Annotated in this window: 22 protein-coding genes; 6 read left to right on the top strand and 16 right to left on the bottom strand. The window is 68.3% G+C overall.

All coding sequences use genetic code 11. From position 1 onward, the window contains the following. Positions 1 to 235 precede the first annotated feature (235 nt). Both DIE23_RS29430 and DIE23_RS29425 read left to right on the top strand, forming a co-directional pair. Positions 236 to 850 carry a glycine zipper 2TM domain-containing protein gene (locus tag DIE23_RS29430; protein ID WP_124615330.1) on the top strand — a complete coding sequence of 205 codons (615 nt, stop codon included), beginning with the start codon at positions 236 to 238 and terminating at the stop codon, positions 848 to 850. Positions 851 to 1,139: 289 nt separating this feature from the next. Next, positions 1,140 to 1,646: a GNAT family N-acetyltransferase gene (locus tag DIE23_RS29425; RefSeq protein WP_124615329.1), complete on the top strand. Its 507-nt coding sequence runs from the start codon at positions 1,140 to 1,142 to the stop codon at positions 1,644 to 1,646. Between the two features lie 71 nt (positions 1,647 to 1,717). Here the strand turns inward: DIE23_RS29425 and DIE23_RS29420 are convergent, their stop codons facing one another. Continuing rightward, positions 1,718 to 3,712, bottom strand: a complete 1,995-nt coding sequence (locus DIE23_RS29420) for a glycosyl hydrolase family 28 protein (protein WP_124615328.1) — start codon at positions 3,710 to 3,712, stop codon at positions 1,718 to 1,720. 327 nt (positions 3,713 to 4,039) lie between these two features. On the opposite strand from DIE23_RS29420, the gene DIE23_RS29415 reads away from it, so the two are divergent. Continuing rightward, a complete protein-coding gene (locus DIE23_RS29415; RefSeq protein ID WP_124615327.1) occupies positions 4,040 to 5,398 on the top strand; it encodes an aspartate aminotransferase family protein in 1,359 nt (452 codons plus the stop codon). 58 nt (positions 5,399 to 5,456) lie between these two features. Here the strand turns inward: DIE23_RS29415 and DIE23_RS29410 are convergent, their stop codons facing one another. The 5 genes from DIE23_RS29410 to DIE23_RS29390 form a co-directional block, all read right to left on the bottom strand. Further along, entirely contained in the window at positions 5,457 to 6,752 is a 1,296-nt protein-coding gene (locus tag DIE23_RS29410) for a serine hydrolase (protein ID WP_124615326.1), read from the bottom strand. Beyond that, a complete protein-coding gene (locus DIE23_RS29405; RefSeq protein WP_124615325.1) occupies positions 6,752 to 7,948 on the bottom strand; it encodes a serine hydrolase in 1,197 nt (398 codons plus the stop codon). The genes DIE23_RS29410 and DIE23_RS29405 overlap by 1 nt, the downstream gene beginning before the upstream one ends. A gap of 68 nt (positions 7,949 to 8,016) precedes the next feature. Next, positions 8,017 to 9,432, bottom strand: coding sequence for a dihydropyrimidinase (gene hydA / locus DIE23_RS29400; protein WP_124615324.1), 1,416 nt, complete (start codon positions 9,430 to 9,432; stop codon positions 8,017 to 8,019). A 10-nt stretch (positions 9,433 to 9,442) separates the two neighbouring features. After that, a complete protein-coding gene (locus DIE23_RS29395) occupies positions 9,443 to 10,171 on the bottom strand; it encodes an aspartate/glutamate racemase family protein (protein WP_124615323.1) in 729 nt (242 codons plus the stop codon). Positions 10,172 to 10,229: 58 nt separating this feature from the next. After that, positions 10,230 to 11,528, bottom strand: a complete 1,299-nt coding sequence (locus DIE23_RS29390; RefSeq protein WP_124615322.1) for an MFS transporter — start codon at positions 11,526 to 11,528, stop codon at positions 10,230 to 10,232. Positions 11,529 to 11,700: 172 nt separating this feature from the next. Between DIE23_RS29390 and DIE23_RS29385 the strand changes: the two genes are divergently transcribed. Beyond that, positions 11,701 to 12,414: a GntR family transcriptional regulator gene (locus tag DIE23_RS29385; protein ID WP_124615321.1), complete on the top strand. Its 714-nt coding sequence runs from the start codon at positions 11,701 to 11,703 to the stop codon at positions 12,412 to 12,414. Between the two features lie 51 nt (positions 12,415 to 12,465). Here DIE23_RS29385 and DIE23_RS29380 read toward each other — a convergent pair whose 3' ends face one another. Both DIE23_RS29380 and DIE23_RS29375 read right to left on the bottom strand, forming a co-directional pair. Beyond that, positions 12,466 to 13,650, bottom strand: a complete 1,185-nt coding sequence (locus DIE23_RS29380; protein ID WP_124615320.1) for a M20 aminoacylase family protein — start codon at positions 13,648 to 13,650, stop codon at positions 12,466 to 12,468. 38 nt (positions 13,651 to 13,688) lie between these two features. After that, positions 13,689 to 14,930, bottom strand: coding sequence for a diaminopropionate ammonia-lyase (locus DIE23_RS29375; RefSeq protein ID WP_124615319.1), 1,242 nt, complete (start codon positions 14,928 to 14,930; stop codon positions 13,689 to 13,691). Between the two features lie 181 nt (positions 14,931 to 15,111). On the opposite strand from DIE23_RS29375, the gene DIE23_RS29370 reads away from it, so the two are divergent. Beyond that, positions 15,112 to 15,588: an Lrp/AsnC family transcriptional regulator gene (locus DIE23_RS29370; RefSeq protein WP_124615318.1), complete on the top strand. Its 477-nt coding sequence runs from the start codon at positions 15,112 to 15,114 to the stop codon at positions 15,586 to 15,588. Between the two features lie 93 nt (positions 15,589 to 15,681). Here DIE23_RS29370 and DIE23_RS29365 read toward each other — a convergent pair whose 3' ends face one another. The 8 genes from DIE23_RS29365 to DIE23_RS29330 all read right to left on the bottom strand — a co-directional run bounded on the left by DIE23_RS29365 (position 15,682) and on the right by DIE23_RS29330 (position 25,872). Continuing rightward, a complete protein-coding gene (locus DIE23_RS29365; protein WP_124615317.1) occupies positions 15,682 to 16,299 on the bottom strand; it encodes a PolC-type DNA polymerase III in 618 nt (205 codons plus the stop codon). A 230-nt stretch (positions 16,300 to 16,529) separates the two neighbouring features. Further along, the gene (locus DIE23_RS29360) at positions 16,530 to 18,254 is read right to left on the bottom strand and encodes a tannase/feruloyl esterase family alpha/beta hydrolase (RefSeq protein WP_124615316.1); all 1,725 of its coding nucleotides are present in this window, start codon (positions 18,252 to 18,254) and stop codon (positions 16,530 to 16,532) included. Between the two features lie 28 nt (positions 18,255 to 18,282). After that, positions 18,283 to 19,422 carry a porin gene (locus DIE23_RS29355; RefSeq protein WP_124615315.1) on the bottom strand — a complete coding sequence of 380 codons (1,140 nt, stop codon included), beginning with the start codon at positions 19,420 to 19,422 and terminating at the stop codon, positions 18,283 to 18,285. Positions 19,423 to 19,489: 67 nt separating this feature from the next. Next, complete coding sequence (gene mhpT, locus DIE23_RS29350; RefSeq protein WP_124615314.1) at positions 19,490 to 20,695, bottom strand: 3-(3-hydroxy-phenyl)propionate transporter MhpT; 1,206 nt, start codon at positions 20,693 to 20,695, stop codon at positions 19,490 to 19,492. Positions 20,696 to 20,905: 210 nt separating this feature from the next. After that, positions 20,906 to 22,813, bottom strand: coding sequence for a feruloyl-CoA synthase (locus tag DIE23_RS29345; protein WP_124615313.1), 1,908 nt, complete (start codon positions 22,811 to 22,813; stop codon positions 20,906 to 20,908). Beyond that, a complete protein-coding gene (locus DIE23_RS29340; protein WP_124615312.1) occupies positions 22,810 to 24,258 on the bottom strand; it encodes an aldehyde dehydrogenase in 1,449 nt (482 codons plus the stop codon). The genes DIE23_RS29345 and DIE23_RS29340 overlap by 4 nt, the downstream gene beginning before the upstream one ends. A gap of 59 nt (positions 24,259 to 24,317) precedes the next feature. Continuing rightward, positions 24,318 to 25,148, bottom strand: a complete 831-nt coding sequence (locus DIE23_RS29335; RefSeq protein ID WP_124615311.1) for a p-hydroxycinnamoyl CoA hydratase/lyase — start codon at positions 25,146 to 25,148, stop codon at positions 24,318 to 24,320. A 220-nt stretch (positions 25,149 to 25,368) separates the two neighbouring features. Further along, complete coding sequence (locus DIE23_RS29330) at positions 25,369 to 25,872, bottom strand: MarR family winged helix-turn-helix transcriptional regulator (RefSeq protein WP_124615310.1); 504 nt, start codon at positions 25,870 to 25,872, stop codon at positions 25,369 to 25,371. A gap of 232 nt (positions 25,873 to 26,104) precedes the next feature. On the opposite strand from DIE23_RS29330, the gene DIE23_RS29325 reads away from it, so the two are divergent. Next, the coding region (locus DIE23_RS29325; RefSeq protein WP_148093476.1) for a PAAR domain-containing protein at positions 26,105 to 26,299 on the top strand (195 nt) is incomplete at its 3' end.

The following is a 26,299-nucleotide window of genomic DNA, read 5'->3' as shown; positions in this document are numbered from 1 at the left end:
CAACGACCCCGCAAGCGCGCAGCGTCACCGGAGACAGGCACCCGGATGCCCCGTCGCGCCGTTGCCGGCGCTCGCTTCAGCGCCCCGCCGGGCCGGCGATTTGCGCGGCAACAGACTTTACACGTTGTTACCCGGCCGCACCGGACGCGCATCCGCCCTTTCCTTATACTCACGCCGAGTTCGCCACCCGTCCCGGAATTCGTCGGCGAACACGTTGCCGATGCAGGGAACCACCATGATGCGCATGCCTTCCACGAAGACCGTCCTGTTCGCCACGCTCGTCGCCGTGGCGGCGCTTCCGCTGACCGCCTGTGTCGCGCCGGGCTACTACGGCGCGCAACCGGGCTATCCGCAGCAACAATACGCGACGCCCGGCTATGCACAGCCCGCGTATTCGCAACCCGGCTACGTGCAGCCGCAACAGCCGGCGTATCCGAGCCAGGCGCCGCAGTACGACCAGTACGGCAACCCGCAGCCTTACGGCGGCCAGTACGGCAACGGCTACGGCACGCAATACGGCACCGTCGCGAACATCCGGCCGGTCAACGGCTCGGTCGGCACGTCGGGCGTCGCCGGTACCGTCGTCGGTGCGCTGGTCGGCGGCCTGGTGGGCAACCAGTTCGGCCGCGGCCACGGCCGCGATGCGGCCACCGTGATCGGCGCGCTCGGCGGCGCCGTCGCCGGCAACCAGATCGGCCAGCAGATGGGCGCGGCCCAACCGCCGAGCAGCTATCGGATCGACGTGCAGGTCAGCGACGGCTCGACGCGCTCGTTCGACGTGCAGTCGCCGGGCGACCTGCACCCGGGCGATCGCGTGCAGATCAACGGCAATCAGTTGTCGCGGTATTGATCCGGCTCGCATGCGCCTGAGCTGATCGGGCGCGTATCCACGATTTCGCGCGTTCCACGCCGTGCGCCGCTTCGGCGCGACGGCGGGCGCGCGTCGCTTCATCCCCTTCCTTTAGTCTCCTTCAGGCAACGCGGCACGCTTGTCGCGTACGGTCCTTCACCGTCATCTTCCGCACACGGTCGACGCTCGCACGAGCAAACGCGTTTCGACTTAGCATTGTCGATGCCCTGCCGCGCATCGCGCCGCAGATTCCGACCACCCGGCAAGCCGACAACGACAACTCCGACCGATGATCACGATCCGCCTGCTCGACGCCGCCGACGCGGCGCAATTCCAGTCCGTCCGCCTCCGCGCGGTCGACACGTCGCCAACCTCGTTCCTGCCGACCCACGACGAAGAAGCCGGCGTCCCGGTCGATGAATTCGCGACGCGCATCACCGCCACCCATGAGCGCGCCGTGTTCGGCGCATTCGACGACGCATCGCTCGTCGGCATCACGGGCGTGCGCCGCGATGCGCGCGCCAAGGTCGCGCACAAGGCGACGATCTGGGGCGTGTTCGTCGACCCGGCGTATCGCGGGCGCGGCATCGCGCAATCGCTGCTCGACAGCGCGACCGCGCATGCATCGCAGGCGTGGCAGTGCAAGCAACTGGTGCTGTGCGTGAACGCGATCAACGGCACCGCGGAACGACTGTACGCGTCGCAAGGGTTCGCCCGGTTCGGCACGGAACCGCGCTCGCTGTTCGTCGACGGCCGCTTCTACGACGAACACCACATGGCCAAGACGCTGGCGTAACGCGTTCGCATTCAGCCTCGCGTTCGCGTGCATCGATCGGCCGCACGCGAACGCTCTCCTCCCCCGTCACTTCACCGCTTGTCGGTGATCGTCGTATTGACCGCCTGCCCGGCGATCGTCACGTTCGCCAGCGTCATCGCGCTCACGTTGAACGCGTAGATCGGCCCCGGCGACGTGACCGTCGGCGTGCCCGACGCGACCGGCGTGCCGAAGTCGCAGTTGCTGATCATCACGCCGGAGATCGGCTGCACGGCGGGTGTCGGCGGCGTGCCGTTGTAGTCGAACGCGACCGGCCCTTGCGCGACGATCGCCTGGAAGCACGACGCGGTCACGCCGTTCAGCGTCACGTTGCTCGCCTTCACGTCCGAGATCGTCACGTTCTGCACGACCGGCGGCCGCGTGCGCACCGCGTCGTTCGCGGGCTGGTAGTCGCAGTCGAACGTGACGACGCCGCCCTGCGCGGCCGACGGATTGCCGGCCGCCGGCGTGACCACGCCGAGCGGCACGCTCGCGTTGATCGGGCTGCCCGCGAGCAGCGCGCTGCCGTAGCCGCCGCCCTTCAGATTCACGCCGTTCGGCAACGTGACGCCCTTCACGTGGAAGTCCTTCACATAGCCGCCGCGGTTCATGTTCGTCTTCACGCGAATCGCGATGTTCAGCGGGTTGGTCTGCCAGTTCGCGTTCAGCATCGACAGATTGGTCGCATAGATCTGCTCGACGCCGCCGCCCATCTCGCTGCCGAGCGTGATGCCGCCGTGCCCGCTGTTCATCGTGCAGTTGCGGATCAGGTGCCGCTTCGCGGGGCCGTATTCGGTGTCGCGGTCCTTGCCCGACTTGATCGCGATGCAGTCGTCGCCGGTGTTGAACGTGCAGCCTTCGCACAGCACGTCGGTGCACGCGTCCGGATCGAAGCCGTCGTTGTTCGGGCCGATGCTGTTCGTCGTCACGCCGCGAATCACGACGTTGCGTGACGCGGTCGGATGGTGCTGCCAGAACGGTGTGTTCTGCGTCTGGTAATTCTCCATCAGCACGTTGGTGCAGCCGATGAATTCGACCATGCACGGCCGCAGGTAGTGGCCGAGCCCGAAGATGCGCTGCTCGACCGGCACGCCGGCTTCCGACAGCGCGGGCAGGTAGTTCTGGTCCTGCTGCCACGGCGTGACCGGCGACGTGAGCAGCGCATAGAGCGCGTCGGGGATCGCGGGCGCGACGATCCGCAGGTCGACGTTGTTCGGGTTTGCGTAGGCCTGGCTCGGCACCGTCGCGCTCGCGCCGTAGGCGCCCGACGAGCCCTTGTAGGTCCACCAGCAGATGCTGCCCGCGCCGCTGCCGGAGAACGGTGTCATCGCCTGACCGTTGAGCACCGACGTCGGGCCCTCGCCCGTCAACGCGATGTTCGTCGCGTTGCGCGCGTAGACGGGCGCGCCGTAGTTCAGGCAGTCGTTCGCCTGCCAGCGGCTGTAGTACAGCCGGCCATTCGCGCCGCAGTCGACCGGGCCGTCCTTCGCGTAGTCGGCCGGGTTCGGGCTGAAGTAGATCGTGCAGTTCGCACTCAGGTGGAAATTCACGTTGCTCTGCAGCACGATCGGCCCCGCGCAATACCAGGTGCCGGGCGGCACGACCACGCGGCCGCCGCCTTCGCGCACGCATGCGTCGATCGCGGCGAGAAACGCCGGGCGCGAGTCGAATGAACCGGGCGCGGTCGTCAACTCCGAACCGGGGCTGACCGGCGATTTCGCCACCGGGTACGGCGACGTCTGCGCGACGGTCGCGCACACGCGCGCGCCGTAACGCGTGACGTCGAAGTCGTGCCTGCGGAACGCGAGCCGCGACACATGCGCGAGCGATGCCGCGATGCGCGCCGCCGCACCATGCTCGCCCCAGATCAGGTCGACCGCCGCATGGGGCGCGGTGCCGGCCGCAAACGCCCGGGTGGCCGCGAGCGGTCCGCCGAGCACGGCGCCGCCGGCGAGCGCGCCAGTCCAGCCGATGAAGTCGCGGCGCGACACCCGCTTCGGCGAAAGCGATCGGACGGACGAAGACGAACGGCGGCGGGTTGCGGCCATGGGCACTCCTTCAGTGGTTGGGATATCGACGCGCACCGGACGGCGGATTGCTATTCATACGTCGTCGTACTACATCGCGAAGTCTAGACGCGATCGAAGCCGAGGATGTATCTGTCGTTTACCCTGTTTTTGCCGACATGTCGGCCAGTATGTGTGCGCACACTCACTTTCCGATCGCCCTCCAAAGATATACGTTGTCGTATCTTTATGCGCAAAAACTCCATGTCTGACGGATACGCGGCCGGGTCCGAATCGACCGCGTGCATGGAATATGACAAGCTCACGGAGGCATCACCCGCCCGTTCAAACCCGTTACAGGAGCCTCAATTGCAGACCCGCCACGGAGTCGACCTCATCCGCGCCCGCGCGCTGTTCGATCGCGAGCGCCGTGCATTCACCGAAGCCATGCCGATCTCCCGCGCATTGTCCGCGGAAGCGGCCGAGCATCTGCTCTTCGGTGTGCCGTTGCACTGGATGCAGGACTGGTCGACGCCGTTCTCGCTGGTCGTGAAGGAAGCGCGCGGCGCGACCTTCAGCGACGTCGACGGTCATCGCTACGCCGACTTCTGCCTCGGCGACACGGGTGCGATGTTCGGCCATGCGCCCGAGCCGGTCGCGCGCGCGCTCGCCGAACAGGCGACGCGCGGCTACACGACGATGCTGCCGAGCGAGGACGCCGCCTGGGTGTCGCGCGAACTCGCGCGCCGCTTCAAGTTGCCGGTCTGGCAGTTCGCGCTGAGCGCGAGCGATGCGAACCGCTTCGTGCTGCGCTGGGCGCGCGCGGCCACCGGCCGCAACACGATCGTGGTGTTCAACGGCTGCTATCACGGCACGGTCGACGACGTGTTCGTCGATCTCGTCGACGGCCGCCCGGTTCAGCGCGACAGCCTGCTCGGGCAGTCCTACGACCTGCTCGCGAACACGCGCGTCGTCGAGTTCAACGATCTGGCCGCGCTCGAAGCGGCGCTGAAGGACAGCGACGTCGCGTGCGTACTCGCCGAGCCGGCGATGACGAACATCGGGATGGTGCTGCCGGAGCCGGGTTTCTGGGAAGCCGCACGTGAACTGACGCGCCGCTACGGCACGCTGCTCGTGATCGACGAAACCCACACGATCAGCAGCGGCCCGGGCGGCTACGCGGCCGCGCACGGTCTCGAACCGGACGCGCTGGTGGTCGGCAAGCCGATCGCGGGCGGCGTACCGTGCGCGGTGTACGGCTTCAGCGCCGAATTCGCGGAACGCGCGAAGCAGGCGAAGCTCAACGCGCCGCCCGGCCATTCCGGGATCGGCACGACGCTCACCGCGAACATGCTCGCGATGCATGCAATGCGTGCGACGCTCGCCGAAGTCGCGACCGACGCCGCGTATGCGCACATGTTCGAACTGGCCGCGCGGCTCGCCACCGGGCTCGAACGGGCGATCGCGAAACACGGGCTGCCGTGGTGCGTGACGCGCATCGGTGCGCGCACCGAGTTCCAGTTCACACCCGCGCCGCCGCGCAACGGCACGATCGCGGGCGAACAGCTCGACAGCGAACTCGAGCACATCGTGCATCTGTACCTGCTGAACCGCGGCGTGCTGATCACGCCGTTCCACAACATGATGCTCGTGTGTCCGCAGACGACGGCCGACGACGTCGACACGCTCGTCGCGCGGTTCGACGCGTGCCTGGGCGAGCTGGCGTGATGTGACGAGCGGCACGTCCGGCTCGCCAGCACGCGTGAGCCGGACGCATGCACCCAGGCTACTTCGGCAGATCGGTCGGATCGACCTGCGTGCCGGGCACCCCTGCGGAGCGCGCGCTCACTTCAAGCTCGTCGCGCAGCGCCGCACGCGTATCGCCGCCGCCGGAACCCTGCCCTGACGCAGCGCCGCCGTCGAGCGCCGGCAGGATGTAACCGTTCACCATCCGGCGGAACAGCTTCACGTTCTCCGCATCGCGCAGCCCGCCGTCCACCGGCAGCACGCCCGTCATCACGATCACCGCATTGCGCTTCGGCAGCACCGTGATGAATTGCCCCTTGAAACCCATCGCGTCGAATTCCGGCTCCCTGTCGACGATGTTGTTGATCCACCAGTAGTAGCCGAAATGCGGCGACACGCGCGGCGCCGTCATCTGCGCGATCCACGCTTGCGGCACGACCTGCCGCCCCTGCCAGCGCCCGCCGTCGAGCACGAGCATGCCGATCTTCGCCATGTCGACCGCGCGCAGCCGCAGCCCCCAGCCGGCCGACACGAGCCCGGTGCGGTCCGCGCGCTCCCACGCCGCGCGCTTCATGTCCAGCGGGGTGAACAGGTGCGTTTGCGCATAGCGCTCGACGGGTTCGCCCGCCGCCGCGCTCAACGTCGCCGACGCGAGGATCGGATTCACGTCCGTGTAGTCGAACGCGGTGCCGGGCGCGACCTTCGGCACGGCCGACGCGGCGAGCTTCAGCCGGTCCGGCGCGGTGTAGTAGATCGGATCGTCCTTCGGGCTGAAGTCGTAGTGGAGGCCGCTCGACATCGACAGCACGTGCTTCAGCGCGATGCCGCGCTTGTCCGCGAGCGCGCCGCCGAGGTCGGGGCGCCACGCGGCGAGCCGTGCTGCCACCGGCTCGTCGAGATGCACGGCCCCGCGATCGACCAGGATGCCGGCGACGAGCGACGTCACGGCCTTCGTCACCGAGTACAGCTCGTAGGTCGAATCACGCGACGCGTTCGCACCGTAGCGCTCGAAGATCAGCTTGCCGTCCTTCACGACGAGCAGGCTGTACACATCGAGCTTCTGCTCGCGGATCCAGCGCGACAGGTCGACGAGCTTGCGCGAATCGACGCCGGCGTCTTCGGGCGCGGCGGCCGCAAGGCCGGTTTCACGCAGCGGCGGCAACGCGTCGCCCGCTTGCGCCGCGGACAGCACCGGCATCGATGCCGACGCCAGCGCACCACCGCCGATCACCAGCGCCGCCACCCGCGCGAGCAACCGGCGCACGAAAGGCGCCGCAGCGCGGCGCGCAGCGGGATGCGATGTAGACGAATGATCAATGACGTTCGTGATCCTCATCAAATCTCCGGTTCATCGTTGAACGCGGCGGCGGTACCGGGCACGCCCTTCGTCTGCCGGCTGCGCGCCAGTTCGTCGCGCAGCGCCTGCGTGGCCTCCGTGCTTTCGACCGGCGGCCGCGCGGGCGTAAGCGCCGGCAGGATGTAGTCGCCGACCATGCGCCGATACAGGTTCAGATAGGTCGCATCGCGCAAGCCGCCATCCGTCGGCAACAGGCTCGTCATCACGACGACCGCACGCTGCGCGGGCAGCACCGTGATGAACTGCCCCTTGAAGCCCATCGCGCCGAATTCCGGCGTGCCGTGCTCGACAACGTGACTGATCCAGCAGTAGTAGCCGTAATCGGCCGCGGCCGGCGACGGCGTCGTCATCTGCCGGACCCAGCCGGCCGGCACGACCTGCTTGCCGTTCCAGCGGCCCTGGTCGAGCAGCAGCATGCCGATCTTCGCCATGTCGACGGCACGCAGCCGCAGGCCCCAGCCGCCCGCCACCGCGCCGGCGCCGTCGGCGCCGCTCCAGCGGTAATGCGCGAAGCCGAGCGGCTCGAACAGCCGCCTGCGCGCGAAGTCGTCCTCGCGCTCGCCCGCGGCGATCGACACGGCCGTGCCGACCAGCACCGGGTTCACGTCGATGTAGTCGAAATGCGTGCCGGGCGGCCGCGCGGCCCGACTCGTCACCGCGACGCGCAGCCGGTCGGGCGCGTCGTAGTACAGCGGATCGGTGCCTTCGCGCGTCGTGTAGCGCAAACCGCTCGACATCGACATCAGGTGCCGCAGCTCGATGTCCTGCTTGTCCGCGAGTTCGCTCGCGAGATCGGGCCGTGCCGCCGCGATCAGCGGCGCGACCTTCGTCGACGGGCCGAGCCTGCCCTCGCCGTCGAGGATGCCGGCAAGCAGCGCGGTGATCGTCTTCGTCACCGAATACAACTCGTAGTTGTTGTCGCGCGTGAGGCCGTCGCCGTAGCGCTCGAACACGATCCTGCCGTCCTTCACGACGACCAGGCTGCGCACGTCCATCCGGTCGCGGCGCAGCCATTCGGACATCCGCACGAGCGGCGCCGAATCGACGCCGACCGATTCGGGCACGACGCTCGGCAGGTCCTGCGGCGCGCCGCCCGCGGCCAGCGCCGGGCCGCCGCACGACCCGGCGACGATCGCGGCGGCCGCGATGCCGCGCATTGCGTGGGAAACGCTCATCGGAATGTGCTCCTGTTGAAACCCTCACCCGCCGTTTCCGGCCGGCCGTCACATCGAATCACGTGAAATCAGTCGAGACACGGTTTGCCGGCCGGCAGGAACTGCCCGCGCCCCGGCTCCGCGGCGAGCAGCCGCCCATCCTCGACGAGCAGCTCGCCGCGCGACAGGCAATGACGCGGCCAGCCCGTCACCTCGATCCCTTCATAAGGCGTGTAGTCGACCGCATGATGCAGCGACGCATTCGCGATCCGCACGCGCTTGTCCGGGTCCCACACGACGATATCCGCATCGGCGCCGACCGCGATCGTGCCCTTGCGCGGATACAGCCCGTACAGCTTCGCGGGCCGCAGCGACGTCAGCTCGACGAACTGGTGCAGCGACAGGTGCCCCTTGCGCACGCCGTCGAACAGCAACGGCAAGCGCGTCTCGAGCCCCGGAATGCCGTTCGGGATATGGTCGAACGACACGGCATGCCCACCCGGATGCTTGCCGCACGGATCGTCGTAGTTGAACGGCGCGTGATCGGACGAGAATACCGAGAACACGCCCTGCTTCAACGCCTTCCACACGGCCTGCTGGTTCGCCGGATCGCGCGGCGGCGGGCTGCACACGCACTTCGCGCCCTCGTAGCCGTCGTGACCGCCATGGCCGAGATCGGCGGCCGTCAGGTACAGGTACTGCGGGCAGGTTTCGGCCAGGATCGGCAACCCGCGCGACTGCCCCCAGCGGATCTGCTCGATCGCCTCGGCGCCCGACACGTGCACGATCAGGATCGGCACGTCGACCAGCTCCGCGAACGCGATCGCGCGATGCGTCGCCTCGCGCTCGACCACGGCCGGTCGCGCATGCGCATGGAAATGCGGCGCGACGTGGCCGTCGCCGAGCAACCGCTCGGTCAGCCAACCGATGCAGTCCGAGTTCTCCGCATGCACCATCACGAGCGCGCCGTGCGCGCGCGCGACCGACAGCACGTCGAGCATCTGCCGGTCGTTCAGCTTCAGGTCGTCGTAGGTCATGTACACCTTGAACGACGTATAGCCGTTGGCGATCAGCCGCGGCAGTTCCTCGGCCAGCACGTGCGGCGTCGGATCGGCGACGATCAGGTGAAAGCCGTAGTCGATCAGCGCACGCCCTTGCGCGCGCCGGTGATAGTCGTCGACGGCCGCCTGCAGCGACTGCCCCTTCGCCTGCGCGGCGAACGGCACCACGGTGGTCGTGCCGCCGCACAGCGCGGAGCGCGTGCCGGACAGGAAGTCGTCGGCCATCTTCAGCCCGTCGGGCATCGGCTGGTCGAGATGGCAGTGCGCATCGACGCCGCCCGGCATCACGAGCATCCCGGCCGCATCGAGCTCGCGCGGCGCGCGCGGCAGCCCGTGGCCGAGCATGGCCACGCGCCCCGCGCGGATGCCGATGTCGCACGAGAACCGGTCCGCCGCCGTCACGACGTCCGCGTGACGGATCACGAAATCGAGATCGTTCGACATGGCGCGCGCCTCAGATCACGTCGCTGAAGAGGCGGCCCCAGCCCTTCACCTGCCGCGTGTCGTAGTCGGCGAGCTGCAGCGATTTCCACACGACGGTGGAGATCGTGTCGTAGATCGGAATGCCCGTCTCTTCCTCGAGCGCGGGCACCAGGTGCGCGGCATTCAGGTTCGTGCAGAAGATCGAGATCGCGCGCGGACCGGCCTTCGCGACTTCGCGCACCATCCCGCCGATCTGGTCGCCCGTCACTTCGGAGAACGAGAAATTGACCTTCAGGTTCAGGTGACGCTCGGCGATGCAGTTCAGCCCCGAGCGGCGGTAGTTGTCGACGATCTGCGTCTGCACGTCGTCGAGGTACGGCGTGACGAGGCCGAACTCATGCGCGTGGGTCTTCTTCAGGATCTCGTTGAGCGCGAGCACGGAGGTCGTGGCGGGAATCCCCGTCGCTTCGGTGATGCGCTGGCACAGCCGCTCGTCGGCCTCGAAGCCGAGCCAGCCGGACGACGTGCCGTTCCACGCGATCACGTCGACATTCGCGTCGGCGAGCAGCATCGCGGCCTGAATGATCTTGTCGTCGTCGAACTGGCCGAGCGCCTGGCCCGTCAGCGAGATCTCGGTGACCGGGAAGCGCGCGAAGTGCGCGGACACGCCCGGCAGGCCGGCGACCATTGCGCTCGTCAGCGGTTCGAGCGACGTGTTGGACGACGGGGTGAGCATGCCGAGCAGGGTACGTTTCTTCATGATGGATTTCTCTTTACCAGTGAACAGTGAATGCAGTCGATGCGGTGAAAGGGGTCGGTCAGACCGGGAGCTTGTTTTCGTAGTCGATCGCGCTGGAGCACACGAGCAGGCCGACGCCGGCCGCCGCGAACACCATCAGCGCAAGGAAGTAGGAGCCGGTGAACTGCACGATCGCGCCGACGAGGATCGGCACGGTAATGCCGCCGATGTTGCCGCCGAGGTTCATCAGGCCGCCGAGGAAGCCGATCTTGTTGCGCGTGCCGAGCGACGACGGGATGCACCAGTACAGCCCGCACCAGCGCAGGAAGAACAGCGTCGACGACAGCAGCGCGACGCACACGACCGGGCTCTTCACATAGGCGACGGAAAAGATCGACACGGTCGCGATCACCGCGGCGATGCCGAACAGCGTGCGCATCACGACGTTCGGACGGCCGCCCGCGGCCTTCCACTTGTCGGCGATCCAGCCGCCGAGCAGTTCGCCGATGAAGCCGCAGAAAAAGATGATGAAGGTCGAGCCGCCCATCTGCTTGATGTCGAAGCCGTGCACCTTGTGCAGGTAGTTCGGCATCCACGTGAGCAGCCCGTAGAACACGCTGTTGAAGCACATCCAGCCGAAGAACATGCACCACACCGAGCGGTACTTGAAGAAGTCGCGCGAGCGGCCCGACGCACCGGCCGGCTCGGCCGCGAGGTCGCTCGCGTGCGACGCCTCGATGTAGTCGGCTTCGAGATCGTTGACGCCCGGATGCTCGCGCGGCGTGTTGCGGATGTAGTACCACGCGAGGAAACCGGCCAGCACCGTGCCGACGCCGGCCACCGCGAACGCGAGCCGCCACGAGCCGAGCAGCGCGATCAGGCCGGCGATCAGCACCGCGCCCAGGGCCGCGCCGAGCGGCGCGCCGCCGTCGAGCAGCGTGGCGCCGCGGCCGCGCTCGGTCTGCGTCATCCAGATCGCGTTGAGCTTGCCGCCGGCCGGGTAGATCGGCGCTTCGGACGCGCCGAGGCCGAGACGCGTGAGCAGCAGCGACGGCGCGCTCGTGCACAGCGCGGCGATCGCCTGGAAGAAGCCCCAGAACACCGTCGCCGTCGCGATCACGATACGCGGCTTGAACCGGTCGGCCAGCATCCCGCCCGGGATCTGCATCACCGCATAGGTCCAGAAAAACGAACTGAGGATCAGACCCTCCATCGCCGGCCCGATCTTGAACTCCTGCGAGATGTAAGGCATGGCGACGGACAGCGACGCGCGATCGACGTAGTTGATCGCGATGAGGCTCAGCATGACGACGAATATCTTCCAGCGGACGGCGGATTTGCCGACCGTCAGGCCGGCGACACCGGAGGTTGAAGACATGGACGGACTCCAGGAGTGAACGAGGATGGTCAGGACGTCGCGCAACGTTGAGCCGAGTATAGGATTAGAAATTTATAATTACCGTTAGCGTAAACGCTTGGTTTCATTGAATTTGTTTTGTCACTACGATGGTGCAGGGTAAGCCCCGATATCGTGATAAGCTCGCACCATCATGAGCCAGACACCCCGCAATCCCCTGCTTCTGCGCACCCGCGGCATGGCCGCGGAGATCGCCGCGCGCCTGCGCGTGATGATCGACGAGGGCGAACTGCCGCCCGGCGCTCGGATCGACGAAAAGGAACTGAGCCTCGCGTTCGACGTGTCGAAGACGCCGCTGCGCGAGGCGCTGAAGGTGCTCGTCGCGGAAGGCGCCGTCACGCATCGCCAGTACATCGGCTATCGCGTCGCGTCGATCGACATCGACGATCTCGTATCGACGTTCGAACTGCTGCACGGGCTCGAGGCAATGGCGGGCGAATTGCTGCGCCAGCGCATCGGCGCGTCGACGCTCGCCGCGCTGCAGGCGAAGCACCGGAAGATGGTCGAATGCCATGAAGCAGGCAAGCGCGTCGAGTATTTCCGGCTGAACCAGCAGATTCACCAGATGATCGTCGACGCGGCCGGCAATCCCGTGCTGTCGGGCATCTATGCGTCGCTGATGTCGAAGGTGCACCGCGCGCGCGGCGCCGCGAACACGGACACGCTGCGCTGGGCCGAATCGCTGCACGAGCACGACGAGATCATGGCCGCGCTCGCCGATCCCGACCATACGCGGCTGCCGCAGGTGCTGCGCAGCCATTCGGAGAACACCGCGCGCGAAGTGCTGGCGATCCTCGATCGCACCAGCACGGCCGACGCGCCGGGCAAGCGGGCGGCCGAAGCGTAACCGCTCGCCCGAATCAGCGAACCGGCCGCGTAGCGGCCTGCTGACGGCGCGCTACGCAGCCTTCAACGCGCGCCGCGCCACTTCCGCGAAATAGCGCGCGCCGACCGGCAGGATCTCGTCGTTGAAATCGTACGTCGCGTTGTGCAGCGGCACGCCGCCGCGCCCGGCGGTTTCGCCGTTGCCGATGAACACGAAGTTGCCCGGCGCCGCCTGCAGGAACGCGCCGAAGTCTTCCGAGATCATCATCGGCTGCACGTCGGCGTTCACCGCGTCGGCGCCCGCGACATGCGCGGCGGCCTGCACGGCCGTATCGACCCATTCCGGAGAATTCACCGTCGGCGCGAACTCGTGCGTGTACGCGAACGTGCAGGTCGCGCCGTGCGTGCGGCAGATCCCTTCGCTGATCTCGCGCATCCGCGTTTCCAGCAGCGCCTGCACGTCGCGCGAATAGCTGCGCGTGTCGCCCTTGATCGTCACCGTCGACGGCAGCACGTTGCGCAGCCCGTCGGTGATGAACTCCGTGCACGAGATCACGGCCTGCTGGCCGGGATCGAGATTGCGCGACACGATCGTCTGCAGCGCGAGCACGATCTGCGAGCCGATCACGATCGGATCGATGCCCATGTGCGGGCGCGCCGCATGCGTGCCGCGCCCGTCGATCCGGATCACGAAGTTGTCCTCGCTCGCCATGATGCCGCCCGCGCGCGTCGAGAACGTGCCGGCGCGCATGCCCGGCATGTTGTGCGCACCGAAGATCACGTCCACCGGAAAGCGCTCGAACAGGCCGTCGGCCATCATCGCCTTCGCGCCGCGGCCATGTTCCTCCGCCGGCTGGAAAATGAAGCGCACCGTGCCGTCGAAGTCCTTGCGCTCGGCCAGCAGCTGCGCGGCGCCGAGCACCATCGACATGTGGCCGTCGTGCCCGCACGCATGCATCTTGCCCGGCGTGCGCGACGCGTGTTCGCGGCCCGGCGCGTGCTCGGCGATGTTCAGCGCGTCCATGTCCGCGCGGATGCCGATCGCGCGCGTGCCGGTGCCGACCGTCAGGTTCGCGACGAGGCCGGTGCCGCCGATTCCGCGATGCACGTCGAGCCCGAGCGTCGTCAGGATCCGCGCGACGTAGTCCGACGTGTTCACTTCCTCGAAACCCGTCTCCGGGTGCTGGTGCAGATGCCGGCGCCAGGTCTTCAGTTGCCCCTGCAGCGTGCTTTCCGCCGCTGCGTCCAGTGCGTCCATGGTGCTTGCCTCGTCGATCGTCATGTCGTTGGGTTCGCTCAGGCCATCGCGGCCGCGCGGTTCAGCCAGTCGCGCTGGCGCGCCAGCACCGCGTCGGCCGTCTCGCCGACGCACTGCCGGTAGACGGACGGCGCGGTCGCGCCTTCCGTGTTGATTGCCAGCACGCGCGCGTTCGCATCGAGCCCCGCCTGCCGCGCCAGCGCCGGGTAGCGCATCAGCACGGTCAGCCCCGCGATGCCCGCCGCGCCCGATTCGCCGGACACGAACGGCACGTCGCGTTCGCTGCCGGCGGCAAGCGCGCGCATCGCCCGCACCGCGTCGTCGTCGTCGATCAGCATGAAGTGGTCGATGCTCGGCTCGAGGAAATCCCATGCGAGCGGCGACGCCTCGCCGCACGCGAGCCCGGCCATCACCGAATCGACGCTGCCGGTCGCCTTCGTCGCGCGCCCGGCGAGCGCGCTCTGGTACAGGCAATCGGCCTGGCGCGGCTCGACGACGATGAAATGCGGCCGCTGCACGCCAGCATGCTCCCACAGATAACTCGCGATACCGGCCGCAAGACCGCCGACGCCGCCCTGCAGGAAGACGTGCGTGAACGGCCGGCCGCCGTTGTCGTCGTCGCCCGTCTGCTGCGCGAGCGCTTCGGCCGCGATCACGCCATAACCCTGCATCACGTCGCGCGGAATCGCCTCGTAGCCGTCGTACGACGTATCCGACACCACGTGCCAGCCGTTCGCGTCCGCGAGCTGCGCGGCGTGCACGACCGATTCGTCGTAGTTGCCGGCGATCCGCACGATCCGCGCGCCGTGCGCGGCGATCGCCTGCTCGCGCTCCGCGTCGACGTGCGCGTGCAACACGATCACGCAGCGGCAGCCGATCGCGCGCGCGGCGGCGGCCAACGCGCGGCCGTGATTGCCGTCGGTTGCGCTGATCACCGTCAGGTCGGCCAGCGACGCCGCGTAGCGGCCCGTGACGAGCCCCTGCGGATCGAGTTCCTCGTTGCCCCGCAGCCGCTTCACGAGCCGCATCAGCGCGATCGGCGCGCCGAGCGCCTTGAAGCTGCCGAGCGGCGAGCGGCATGCCTCGTCCTTCACGCTGACGCTCGCGACGCCGAGCCGCGCGGCCAGGTCGGGCAGCGCGCGCAACGGCGTGCGTGCGGCGCCGACGAGCGGCCAGTGCGACAGCCACGCGCCGCTCTCGTCGGCCGCGGCGATGTTCATGACGCGTTGCAGCGTGTCGGGATAGTCGGTGCGCGACGCGCGGGGATTGGCGATCAGCATGGCGGGAAGGGCTCCGGAAAAGGGGCGCGCGAGCGGCCCGTCGGTGGATGCGGTGCGGGCGCATACGGGTTGCGCTCGCCGTCGGTCCGAAAAATAATATTGCGCATGCCGGTCAAAAAAATCGCCAAATCGGCGGTCCGGACGCAAAAATTTCTCATTCTTTCGAGGCTGCCGCACCATCATGCCCACCCCACTCGATGCGTTCGATCGCAAGCTGCTGATGGAAGTCCAGCGCGACGCGAACACGCCGCAGAACGAACTTGGCGCCCGCGTGAACCTGTCGACCGCCGCCGTGAACCGCCGCCTGCGGCGGCTCGCGGAAGACGGCGTGATCGAGCGCTACACCGCCGTCGTCGCGCCGGAGAAGGTCGATCATCCGCTGACGATCGTCGTGAACGTCGAGGTCGAGAGCGAGCAGATCGACCAGCTCGACGCGATGAAGCGGACCTTCGAGCGTTGCCCGCAGATCCAGCAGTGCTACTACGTGACCGGGGAATGGGATTTCGTGCTGATCCTGGCCGTGCGCAACATGGATCAGTACAACGCGCTCACGCGCGAGCTGTTCTTCGCGAACAACAACGTGAAGCGGTTCAAGACGCTGGTGAGCATGAGCCGCGTGAAGGTCGGACTCGAGGTGCCGGTCGATCTCGGCGAGTGACGGCCGACTCAAGGTGCCGGTGGATCCCGACGCGTGACGGCCGGCTCGAGGTGCCGGTGAACCTCGGCGAGTGACGACCGGCGTCAGCCGCTCTCAGCGGGCGCCGGCGGCCAACGACCCGAAGAACGTCGCGACCTTCGCCTTGCTCGTCGTCTGCAAGCGCGACATGAGCCCGTGATCGATGTGCCGCACCCCGTACGTCTCGCCGATGTCGCGCTGCAACCGGCACCACAGATGGCTCGCGATCTCCGCATCGACCATCGCGCGGTGAGCACGGCCCGCCTGCGGCAAGCGCAGCATCTCGGCCAGGCTCGACAGCCGGTGGCTTTGCGCGTGCGGGTAGATGCGCCGCGCGACGAGCAGCGTGCACGCGAACGCATGATCGGCCGCCATCCCGAGCATCCCGAGCTCGGCCTGCCAGAAGCGCTTGTCGAAGCCTGCGTTGTGCGCGACGACCGGATGGCTGCCGACGAACGCGGCAGCTTCCTTCATCACCTTCGCCACCGGCGGCGCCGACGCGATCATCTCGTTCGTGATCCCGGTGAGCGCGACGACATCGGACGGAATGCGGCGCCCCGCGTTCATCAGGCTCTGGTAGCGGTCGACGATCTCGCCGTCGCGGAGAAGGATCACGGCGATCTCGGTCGCCCTGTCCCCCATGTTCGGAGAAAGCCCGGTTGTTTCGAAGTCGAGTACCGCTACGGTTTGCATGGTCGAATCAGAGGAAAGATACCTGGCGTGGAACGTCCGTCAGGACGTGTCGCGCCGACGAGAAAGCGCCATAGTATCTCCGGTTGCCCCGTTTGGCGGCAAACGCCGTCGCCATGCGTGGCGCATCCCCGGTTCCGTTGAGCCGACAGGCACATTCGCCCCATCCGCTGCAGAACAACGGCAAAGGTACCGATGCCCCCGCGCATCGGTACCTTCACACACCGACTACGTCAACGACAACTGAAGCTCGCCGCCGAATTCACGTCGCCCGAGCCGTTGTAGCGCGCGACCTGCGGATACGGGCACAGCGGCCGCGTGCGCCCCGCCCCCCACGACGTCGGCACGTCCGCGTTCGGCACCGTGTTCGTCGTGTCGCGCGCGGCGGCAACGATCGCCGCCGGCGCCTGCCCCTGCTCGACCCACGCGACGAGCGGCGTCAGCATGTCGAACTGGTCGGCCGCCGGCCCGCCCGAGCAATGGTTCATCCCCGGCACCGGATAGAAACGCGCGAAGCCCGACGCGTCGCCGCCGTTCGCCTGCGCGAGCCGCCCATACCAGTCGCTCGTGTCGTTGAACGAGAACACCGGGTCGCCGGTGCCGTGATACACGAGCAGCTTCGCGCCGCGCGACTTCAGCGCGGACAGGTTGGTCTCGTCGGGTGGCGTCATGAACGACCACGCGGATTGCGTGTACACGCCGTTCGTCGCGAAGATCGCCGGTGCGTCGTTGTCCATGTCGAAGCCGAGCGCGAAGCCGGCGAGGTTCGCGAGCGTCGCGGCGGTCTTCGGCGGCGTCATGAACGTGAACGCCATCGCAGCCGGGTCGAGGACGACCGAATTCGACTGCTTCCACGCCGCCCAGCCGGGGCCGGCGATGCCCGGATCGTACGGAAAGCTCGCATAGAGCGCCGTGCCCGCGCTGTTGCGCGCGCCTGCGAACACGTTCTCGAGCGCACCCTTCTGCGCGGTCGTCAGGCAGGAACCGGTGCGCGTGCCGTTCGCGCAGGTCGGGATGTCCGTCTCCACGCTGAAATGCGCCTGGCACGCGGCGACGTCCTGCACCATCCCGTCCGTCGCGCCGTCGAGCGCATCGCACTTGTCCAGAATCTTCGCGCCGACGAACTGGCGTTCCGCGTCGGTAAAGCCGCTGCGGATGTCCGGCAGCCCGTTCGTCCCGGTCGCCGACGCGATCTTCGCGAACTGCTGCGCGCCGTACATCTCGCCGATCGCCGCCTTCGGCAGATGGAAGCCCGGGTCGCCCGCGATGATCCCGTCGTAGTCCCCCGCATTGCGCACGGCCGTGACCATCGCGTGACGGCCGCCGTTCGAGCAGCCACCGAAATAGCTGCGGTCGGGCGTCTTCCCGTATGCGAGCCGGATCACCTGCTTCGCCATCGGCGTGAGCGCATCGACGGCGCCGTAGCCGTAGTCGAGCCGCGCCTGCGGATCGAGGCCGAACAGCGGGTTCTGTGCGGCGCCGTGCCCGGCATCCGAGCTGATCACCGCGAAGCCCATGTTCAGCGCGTCGGTCAGCGGCCCGCCGCCGCCGATCTCGCCGGTCGCGGTCACGATATTGCCGTCGAGCCCGCCGTTCGCCTGGTAGAAGAAGCGGCCGTTCCACGCCTTCGGCAAGCGCATCTCGAAGCCGATCGCGTAGGTCTTGCCGTCCACCGCGCTCACGCGCTCGTTCATCTTCCCTTCGATCACGCAGTGCTCGGCGATCGGCTTGCCGGCCACCTTCAGTGCGCCCGCGGCCGCGGTCGTCACCGACGTGAACGACGTGTTCGCATACGACAGCTTCGCGGCGAGCGCGTCGCAGGTCTGCGCCATCGCGGCCGGCGTCGCGGCGCTCATATGCGTCGGCGTCGAGTTGACCGAATCGTCGCCGCCGCAGCCGGCGAGCATGGCCGCGGCGGACAGCGGCGCAATGCAGAGGAATGCAGATTTCCTGTTCAAGATATCTCCCGTTCGTCAGGCTGCCGGATCAGAACATGTGCCGGACGCCGACCATCGCGCCGAGTTGCCCCATCCCTGCGCCGGGCGTCGTGCCGGCCCCGCCGCCGCTGACCGCGTAGCGCGCATGCGCGCTGTTCCACAGATACGACGATTGCGCATAGACGGCCGTGCGCTTCGTCAGCAGATAGGTCGCGCGCAGCGTGGCCATCGTCGCGCGCGTGTCGTGCGCGCTGTTGACGATCCGGTAGCCTTCGCCGTCGACGACGAAATCGGGCTTCACGGCATACGACGCGCCGACGAAGAACAGATCCGAATGCGCGCCCGGCGCGGCCGGCGAACCGGTCGACACGCGCCGCCCGATCCAGCCCGCGCCGATCCGCGCGCCCGCCCCCTGCGCATACGCGCTCACGTGCGTGCGCGCGTCCTTGCCGCCGCTGCTCGTGAAGGCGACCGGCGCGATGCCGTCGAAGAAGTTCGCGGCCGCACCGGTGCCGCCGCGCTGTTCCTCGTACGACGCCGCCGCACCGAAGTACGCGCTGTCGTACTTGAGCATCACCGACCAGTCGCGGCATTGCGTCGCGTCGCCCGGCACCTGCCCCGCGCACGTGCCCTGCCCCGGCGAGTTGCCGGTGCCCGCGCCGTCGCGGCCGAACGAATACGCGGCACCGAGCGTCACGCCGCGATACGTGCCGACGTAGGTCACCGCGTTGTCGGTACGGCCGTTCGGCACGTACGCGTCGAACGAGCCGAGCCCGTAGATGTCGGGGCCGATGATGTCCGCGCCCTGCAGCGCGAGATAGGTCATCGTGTACTGGCGGCCGAACGCGAGCGTGCCGAAGCCGCCCTTCAGCCCGACGAACGCCTGCCGCCCGAACAGCCGGCCGCCCTGGCCGAGATCGCCGCCGCGCACGTTGAAGCCGCTTTCGAGCGTGAACACCGCCTGATAGCCGCCGCCGAGATCCTCGGCGCCGCGCAGCCCCCAGCGCGACGGCAGTTCGCCGGTCACGCCCGGCATGCGCACGACGTGGTCGCCGGCCGCGTTCGCGTGCGACACGAACTCGACGCCCGTGTCGATGATCCCGTACAGCGTCACGCTCGACTGTGCGTGCGCGCCGGTCGCGGCCAGCGCGCATGCGCCGGCCGCCAGCAAGGCTTTGGTGTGCTTCATGGTGTTCGTCTCCAGACCTGCGTCGTAATCGCGCTCTACCGGCGCTCGTGGTTGAAAGAGTAAGAGGTCAGTCGTGTGCCTGCGGGCGCCGGATCAGCACCAGCGCGGCGACGGCGGCGACGAGCGTGACGGGGATGCTCGCGCCGATCACGACCGGCGCGCTGCGCCCCATCGCGAGCAATTCGGCGGCGGCGAGCGGCCCGACCACCGAGCCGAGCCGGCCGACGGCGACGGCGGAGCCGACGCCGGTGCCGCGCATCGCGGTCGGGTAATAGATCGCGGCCAGCGCATACAGCACCGACTGGCCGCCGACGACGAACATCCCGGCCGCGAACGCGGCGGCAGACAGCCACAGGAGTCCGGGTGCGATCGCCAGCGCGGCAAGCGACAGCACGATCCCCGCATACATGCCGCCGACCACACGCGACGGACGCAAGCGGTCCATCGACATGCCGATGCCGAGCACGCCAAGGCCGCTGCCGATGTTGAAGAAGATCTGCACGATCCCGGCCTGGCTGCGCGCGAGCCCCTTCGCGGCCATCAGCGACGGCAGCCAGTTCAGCAGGAAATACAGCACGATCAGCGTGCAGAAGTAGCTGAGCCACAGCGCCAGCGTCGTGCCGGTGCGCGAGCCGCCGAACAGCGTCTGCGCGACACCCGGGCGCGTCGCGCCCGACGCGCTGACGTCGAGGAACGCACGCGATTCAGGCAGCAGTGCGAGCAGCAACGGCGCGAGCAGCAGCGGCCCGACGCCCCCGACATAGAAGATGTGCCGCCATTCGGCGTCGCCGGCGAGCAGCACGCCGATCAGCGACGCGATCACGCCGCCGAACGGAATCCCGCAGTACATCACGGCCACCGCGCTGCTGCGCGAGCGTGCGTCGACCGCTTCGGACGACAACGCAATGAGGTTCGGCATCGCGCCGCCGAGGCCGAGGCCGGTCAGCGCGCGAACGGCGACCAGCATCGCGAAGCTCGACACCTGTGCGGTCGCGATCGACAGCAGCCCGAACAGGCAGACCGACGCGATCAGCACATGCTTGCGGCCGATCCGGTCGGCCAGCCAGCCGCCCAGCATCGCGCCCGGCAGCAGGCCGAACGTGCCCGCGCTGAACGCGAGCCCCATCTGTGAAACCGAGAGCCCGAATTCGTGGGCCATGCGCGGTGCCGCGACGCCGACCGACTGCAGGTCGAGTCCCTCGAGGAGTGCGACCGCGAAACACAGCGCGAGCGTGGTCGCGACCGTGGGTTTTTCGGCAACGTAAGTGTTCATCGTGTCTCCAGTCCCATGTCTTGTAGTCGGTCGGCCCTGCAACGGCCGCCGCGCGCCGCCGCCGGCCAGTGGCGAAGCGGCGCGCGAGGTGTCGTCCGAACGGTCGCCTTTATCAGGCAACCTGATTTACTGGCCGCAAGAATGCCTGCCGGTATCGTGGCCGGCCGGTCGTTATGCCTGCCTGTTCCTGCCTATGTTTGCTTGTGCTGCCTACGCGTGAATCACATCGGGATCGCGCCGCGCCGGGTCATACAGCGCGTCGATTGTCGCCACGCGATGCTTCTGCACGGCCGCCTGGTTCAGCGAGCCCTTGTCGGTCACTTCGCCGAGATCGAGCGACGGCGGCGTGTCGATCAGCCGGATGCGCGCGACGAACGTCGACCCGCCGCTCGCGTGCCGGTTGAGCACGGCAAGCCAAGCCGCGAACGCCGCACGCACGGCCGGCGCGCGCAGCACGTCGGACACCGGCACATCGGCAGCGAGCCCCGCGAGCGCGCGGCACGCGTCGACGCGCGGAAACACCAGCAGCCCGATGTCGTCGCGATTGATCCCGGTGACGACCACGTCCTGCACGTACGGCGCGCCACTCGACACCGCGTTCGCGCGCAACGGCCCGACGCTCACGAACGTGCCGCTGCTCAGCTTGAAATCCTCGGTCAGTCGCCCGTCGAACAGCAGCCCGAGTTCCGGCCGCTCCGGATCGGCAAAGACGCCCGCGTCGCCGCTGCGGTAATACCCTTCGTCGTCGAACACGTCGCGCTGATCGACGTCCGCATGCCAGTAGCCACGCATCACGTTCGGCCCCTTGAAACGCAGTTCGAGCTTGCCGCCGCACGGCACCAGCTTCGCGTCGCAGCCGGGCGCGGGCAGCCCGATATAGCCGGCGCGCATCAGCGGGCCCGTCGTGAACAGGCACGACGGCGACGCCTCCGTCATCCCGAGGCCGGCCATGATCCGGATCCGTTCGCCGCAATGCGCGTGAGTCACGCGGTCGAGCCGGTCCCACGCGGCCTGCGACAGGCCCGCGCCGCCGAAGAAATACAGCTTCACGCGCGAGAAGAACGTGTCGCGCAGCACGGCATCGCGTTCGAGCGCGGCGGTCAGTTCTTCCCAGCCCTTCGGTACGTTGAAGTAGATCGTCGGCGCGATCTCGCGCAGGTTGCGCACGGTTTCGTCGAAGCGGCCCGGCACCGGACGGCCGTCGTCGATGTACAGCGTGCCGCCGTTGTACAGCGCGATGCCGAGGTTATGACTGCCGCCGAACGTGTGATTCCACGGCAGCCAGTCGACCAGCACCGGCGGCTCGCGCGTCAGCTCGGGCATCGTCTGGCGCAGCATCTGCTGGTTGCTGCACAGCATCCGGTGCGTGGTCGGCACGGCCTTCGGCTGCTTCGTCGAACCGGACGTGAACAGGATCTTCGCGAGATGATCGGGGCCGACCGCCGCATGGATCGCGTCGATCGTGCGCGGGACGGTGGCGAGCAAGCGCGACAGCGACACCGCGCGGCCTTTTCCGTCGGCGTCGGCATCTTCGTCGCGTGCGACGAGCAGCGCCGCATCGGCCGGCAACGTGGCGTCGAGCGCACGCGCGAACGGCGCGCGTTCGGCGACGAACACGGCGCCCGGCTTCAGCACGCCGAGCGTGTGACGCAGCTTGCCGTAGTCGGTCGACACCAGCGAATACGCGGGCGAGATCGGCGAGTACGGCACGCCGGCCAGCATCGCCGCGAACATCAGTTGCAGATGCTCGAGATCGTTGCCGGACAGCACCGCGAGCGGACGCTCGGCCGACAGCCCGAGATCGGCGAGACCCTGGCCCAGCGCGCGGGCGCGTTCGAGCATCCGCGCGTAGGTGATCTCGATCCAGCGGCCGTCGGCGCCGCGCCGCGCGGCCAGCACGCGGTCGGGGTGCGCTTGCGCGCCGCGCACGAGGCAATCGGTCAGGCGCGTCGGGTAATTGCCGAGCGGCTCGCGCGAGCGTAGGTACCACGCGCCGTTTTCCGCGCGACGAATCTCCGCCGCGCCGACCGCGACGGCGGCCGCGCGATAGCGCACGCCGCCCGTGTCGTTTACCGGCCCGCTCACGGGCTTCGATGCATTCATCGTCGGCTCGCTCATATCGGGTAGTGACGCGGCGTGGTCTGCACGGTGATCCAGCGCAGCTCGGTGAATTCGGCGATCGACGCGCGGCTGCCGAAGCGGCCGTAGCCGCTCGCCTTCGTGCCGCCGAACGGCATCTGCGCCTCGTCGTGCACGGTCGGCCCGTTGATGTGGCAGATCCCCGATTCGATCCGGCGCGCGACCGTCATCGCCCGTGCGACATCGCGGCTGAACACGCTCGCCGACAGCCCGAACTCGCTGTCGTTCGCGAGCGCGACCGCTTCGTCGTCGCTGTCCGCGCGCAGGATCGCCACCACCGGCGCGAACGATTCCTCGCGATAGAGCCGCATGTCGCGCGTCACGCCGTCGACGATCGCCGGCTGCATCGTCGCGCCCTCGATCCGGCAGCCGAGCGGCAAACGCGCGCCGTGCGCACGCGCGTCCTCGACGAGCGACGCCGCACGCGCGGCGGCCGCCGCATCGACCATCGTGCCGAGCGGATGGCCCGCGCGCGGATCGCCGGCGACCAGCGTGCGCGCCTTCTCGGTCAGCCGTTCGACGAGCGCATCGGCGATCGGCCGCGCGGCGATCACGCGCTCGGTCGACATGCAGATCTGCCCCTGGTTGAAGAACGCGCCGAATGCGATCGCGTCGACGGCCGCATCGAGATCGGCATCGTCGAGCACGAGCACCGGCGCCTTGCCGCCGAGTTCGAGCAGCACGGGTTTCAGGTGCGCGGCCGCATGGCGCGCGATGATGCGCCCGACATGCGTCGACCCGGTGAAGTTGATCCGCTTCACGTGCGGATGCGCGATCATCCGCTCGACGAGTTCGGGTGCGTCGGCGGCCGCGTGCGTGATCACGTTGACGACGCCCACGCCGAGCCCGGCGTCATCCAGTACCGCGCCGATCAGCGCGTGCACGCCCGGGCACGCTTCGGACGCCTTCAGCACGACCGTGTTGCCGCACGCGAGCGGCATCGCCAGCGCGCGCGTGCCGAGGATCACCGGCGCATTCCACGGCGCGATGCCGAGCACCACGCCGCACGGCACGCGCATCGCGAGCGCGAGAATGCCGGGTATGTCGGACGGGATCACGTCGCCGTCGATCTGCGTCGTCATCGACGCGGCCTCGCGCAGCATGTTCGCCGCGAGCGTCACGTTGAAGCCGAGCCAGCCGGGCGTCGCGCCGGTTTCGGCGACGCCGGTCGCGATGATCTCGTCGATGCGCGCGTCCATCAGGTCGGCCGCCTTCAGCAGCCGGCGGCGCCGCTCGGTCGGCGCGAGCGCCGCCCATGCGGGGAACGCGCGATGCGCGGCGTCGATCGCCGCGTCTGCGTCGGCCGGGCCGGCCGCCGGCGCGCGCGACGCGAGCGTGCCCGTCGCGGGGTTGAAGCGGTCGAAGGTTCGCCCGTCGCGGGCGGTGCACCACTCGCCGGCGATCAGCATCCGTCTGTCGGTCATGTCGTCTCCTGCCTTGCCTGTCTCTTGCGGTTGCGTTGGCCGTTGCGTCGGCGCTTGTATCAGCGCTTGTATGCCTGCAGGCCCGGCTTGATCGTCTTGTCGTCGAGGAACTGCTTCAGCCCCTGCTCGCGGCCGCGCTCCGGATCGCGCAACTGCGCCTGGTCGAGCTTCGCATACAGGTAATCCTCGCACTGCTCCCACGTGAGTTCGCGCGAACGCTTGAAGCCGTGTTTCGCCGCGCGCAGCACGACCGGGTTCTTGTCCATCAGCCGCGCGGCCAGCGCGATCGTCGCGTCGCGCAGGCCGGCGAGCGGCACGCTGCTGTTCACGAGGCCCATGTCCGCGGCTTCCACGCCGGTGAACGTGTCGCCGGTCATGATGTAGTGCAGCGCGCGGCGATGCCCGACCGTGTCCGCCATCGCCTTGCTGACGAGGTTGCCCGGCGGGATGCCCCAGTTGATCTCCGACAGCCCGAACACGGCTTCGTCCGCCGCGATCGCGAGGTCGCACGCGACGAGCGGCGAGAACCCGCCGCCGAAACACCAGCCGTTCACCATCGCGATCGTCGGCTTGTTGTACATCCGCAGGCGGCGCCACTGCCATTCCGATGCGTCGCGGCGCACCTTTTCCTGCAGCGCGTCGGAACCGCCGTCGATCTCGCGGAAATATTCCTTCAGATCCATGCCGGCCGTCCACGCGGCGCCCGCGCCGGTCAGCACCAGCACCTTCGCCTCGTCGTCGAATTCGACCGCGTCGAGGACCTCCAGCATCTCACGGTTCAGCGTCGGGCTCATCGCATTGCGCTTGTCCGGGCGGTTCAGCATCACCCACGCGATGCCGGCCTCCACGTTCACTTCAACGGTCTGCCAGCGGTTGTCGTACTTGCTCATGTCGGTTCCTGTCGTTCGTTCCTGTGCGATTCGGTGCGCAGCATTCCTGCTGCGGACGGCTTCATTTAATATCAGGCTACCTGATATTGCAAGCGGCACGCGCGCCGGTGTAAACCCGGAGCGGACGGGTGGAGGAAACGACGGAATCGGGGAACGGTCAGGCGACCGGCAAAGCGAAAGCGGGCCGCACGGGCCCGCGCCGGGAAGGTTCGGGAAGGAGTCAGCCGCGCAGGTTGCGCGAGAACAGTTCGAGCGCGCGCTGCACGTGCGCGGCGTCGTCGGCGGAGATGTCGCCGAGCATGCGCTTCTCGAGCGGGCGCAGCACGGCTTCGCATTCACGCAGCATCGCCGCGCCTTCGTCGGTCAGCGTCAGCAGGATGATGCGGCCGTGCGAGGGATCCGCTTCGCGCGTGACGAAGCCGCGGGCGGCCATCACGCTCATCACCTCGTTCGCCGATTGCGGCGTGATCCACGAGCGCTCGGCCAGTTGCGCATTCGACGACGCGCCGCGCGCCTCGAGCACCGACAGCGCCGTGTATTGCGCGAGCGTGATGCCGAGCGGGGCGAGCGCGTCGGTCATATGCCGGCGCAGCAGCCGGTCGAGACCGCCGATCACGTAGGTCAGGCGTTGCTGCACGCGCGCCTTCGGCTTGTCGCCCGTCGCGCGGGTGGCGTTCTTCGCAGCGTTCTTCGGCTTCGCGGGCTTGGTCGGGGTGGAGCTCATGGCGCGGGCAGGATGGGATTGCGGGCCATCTTACCAGCAGGTCGGGGGGCGGATTGCATCGTCGTGACATCGATCTCAACGCGCGCTCTATTCACGATGGACTCGTATAAGTACGAATACATCCATCGTTTTACTAATCAAATTATCGAAAACCATCGATTTCCATCTTGAAAATTGCGCTGGACTTCGGAGCGAGATAAAAGAACGTCTTCATTCCTCGCACGAGTCACCGATGAAGAACGCTCAAAATCACGAAATGGTTTGCCTGGGAGACGTCACCGATCATGGCGGCACCGTCACCGAAGCCGCCGGTGATCTCAAGCATCTCGGCATTGGTGTGGCGCTGGGCGGCCATGGCGTGACGTGCCCGAAATGCGGCGGCGTTTTTCCGCTGCTGGCAAGCGGCCCGCGCACGCACCGTGGCCGC

The organism is Burkholderia sp. Bp9143, from assembly GCF_003853645.1.
Lineage (GTDB): Bacteria > Pseudomonadota > Gammaproteobacteria > Burkholderiales > Burkholderiaceae > Burkholderia.
The sequence above is the reverse complement of the archived record's forward strand: the minus strand, read 5'-3'. Positions and strand labels throughout refer to the sequence as shown.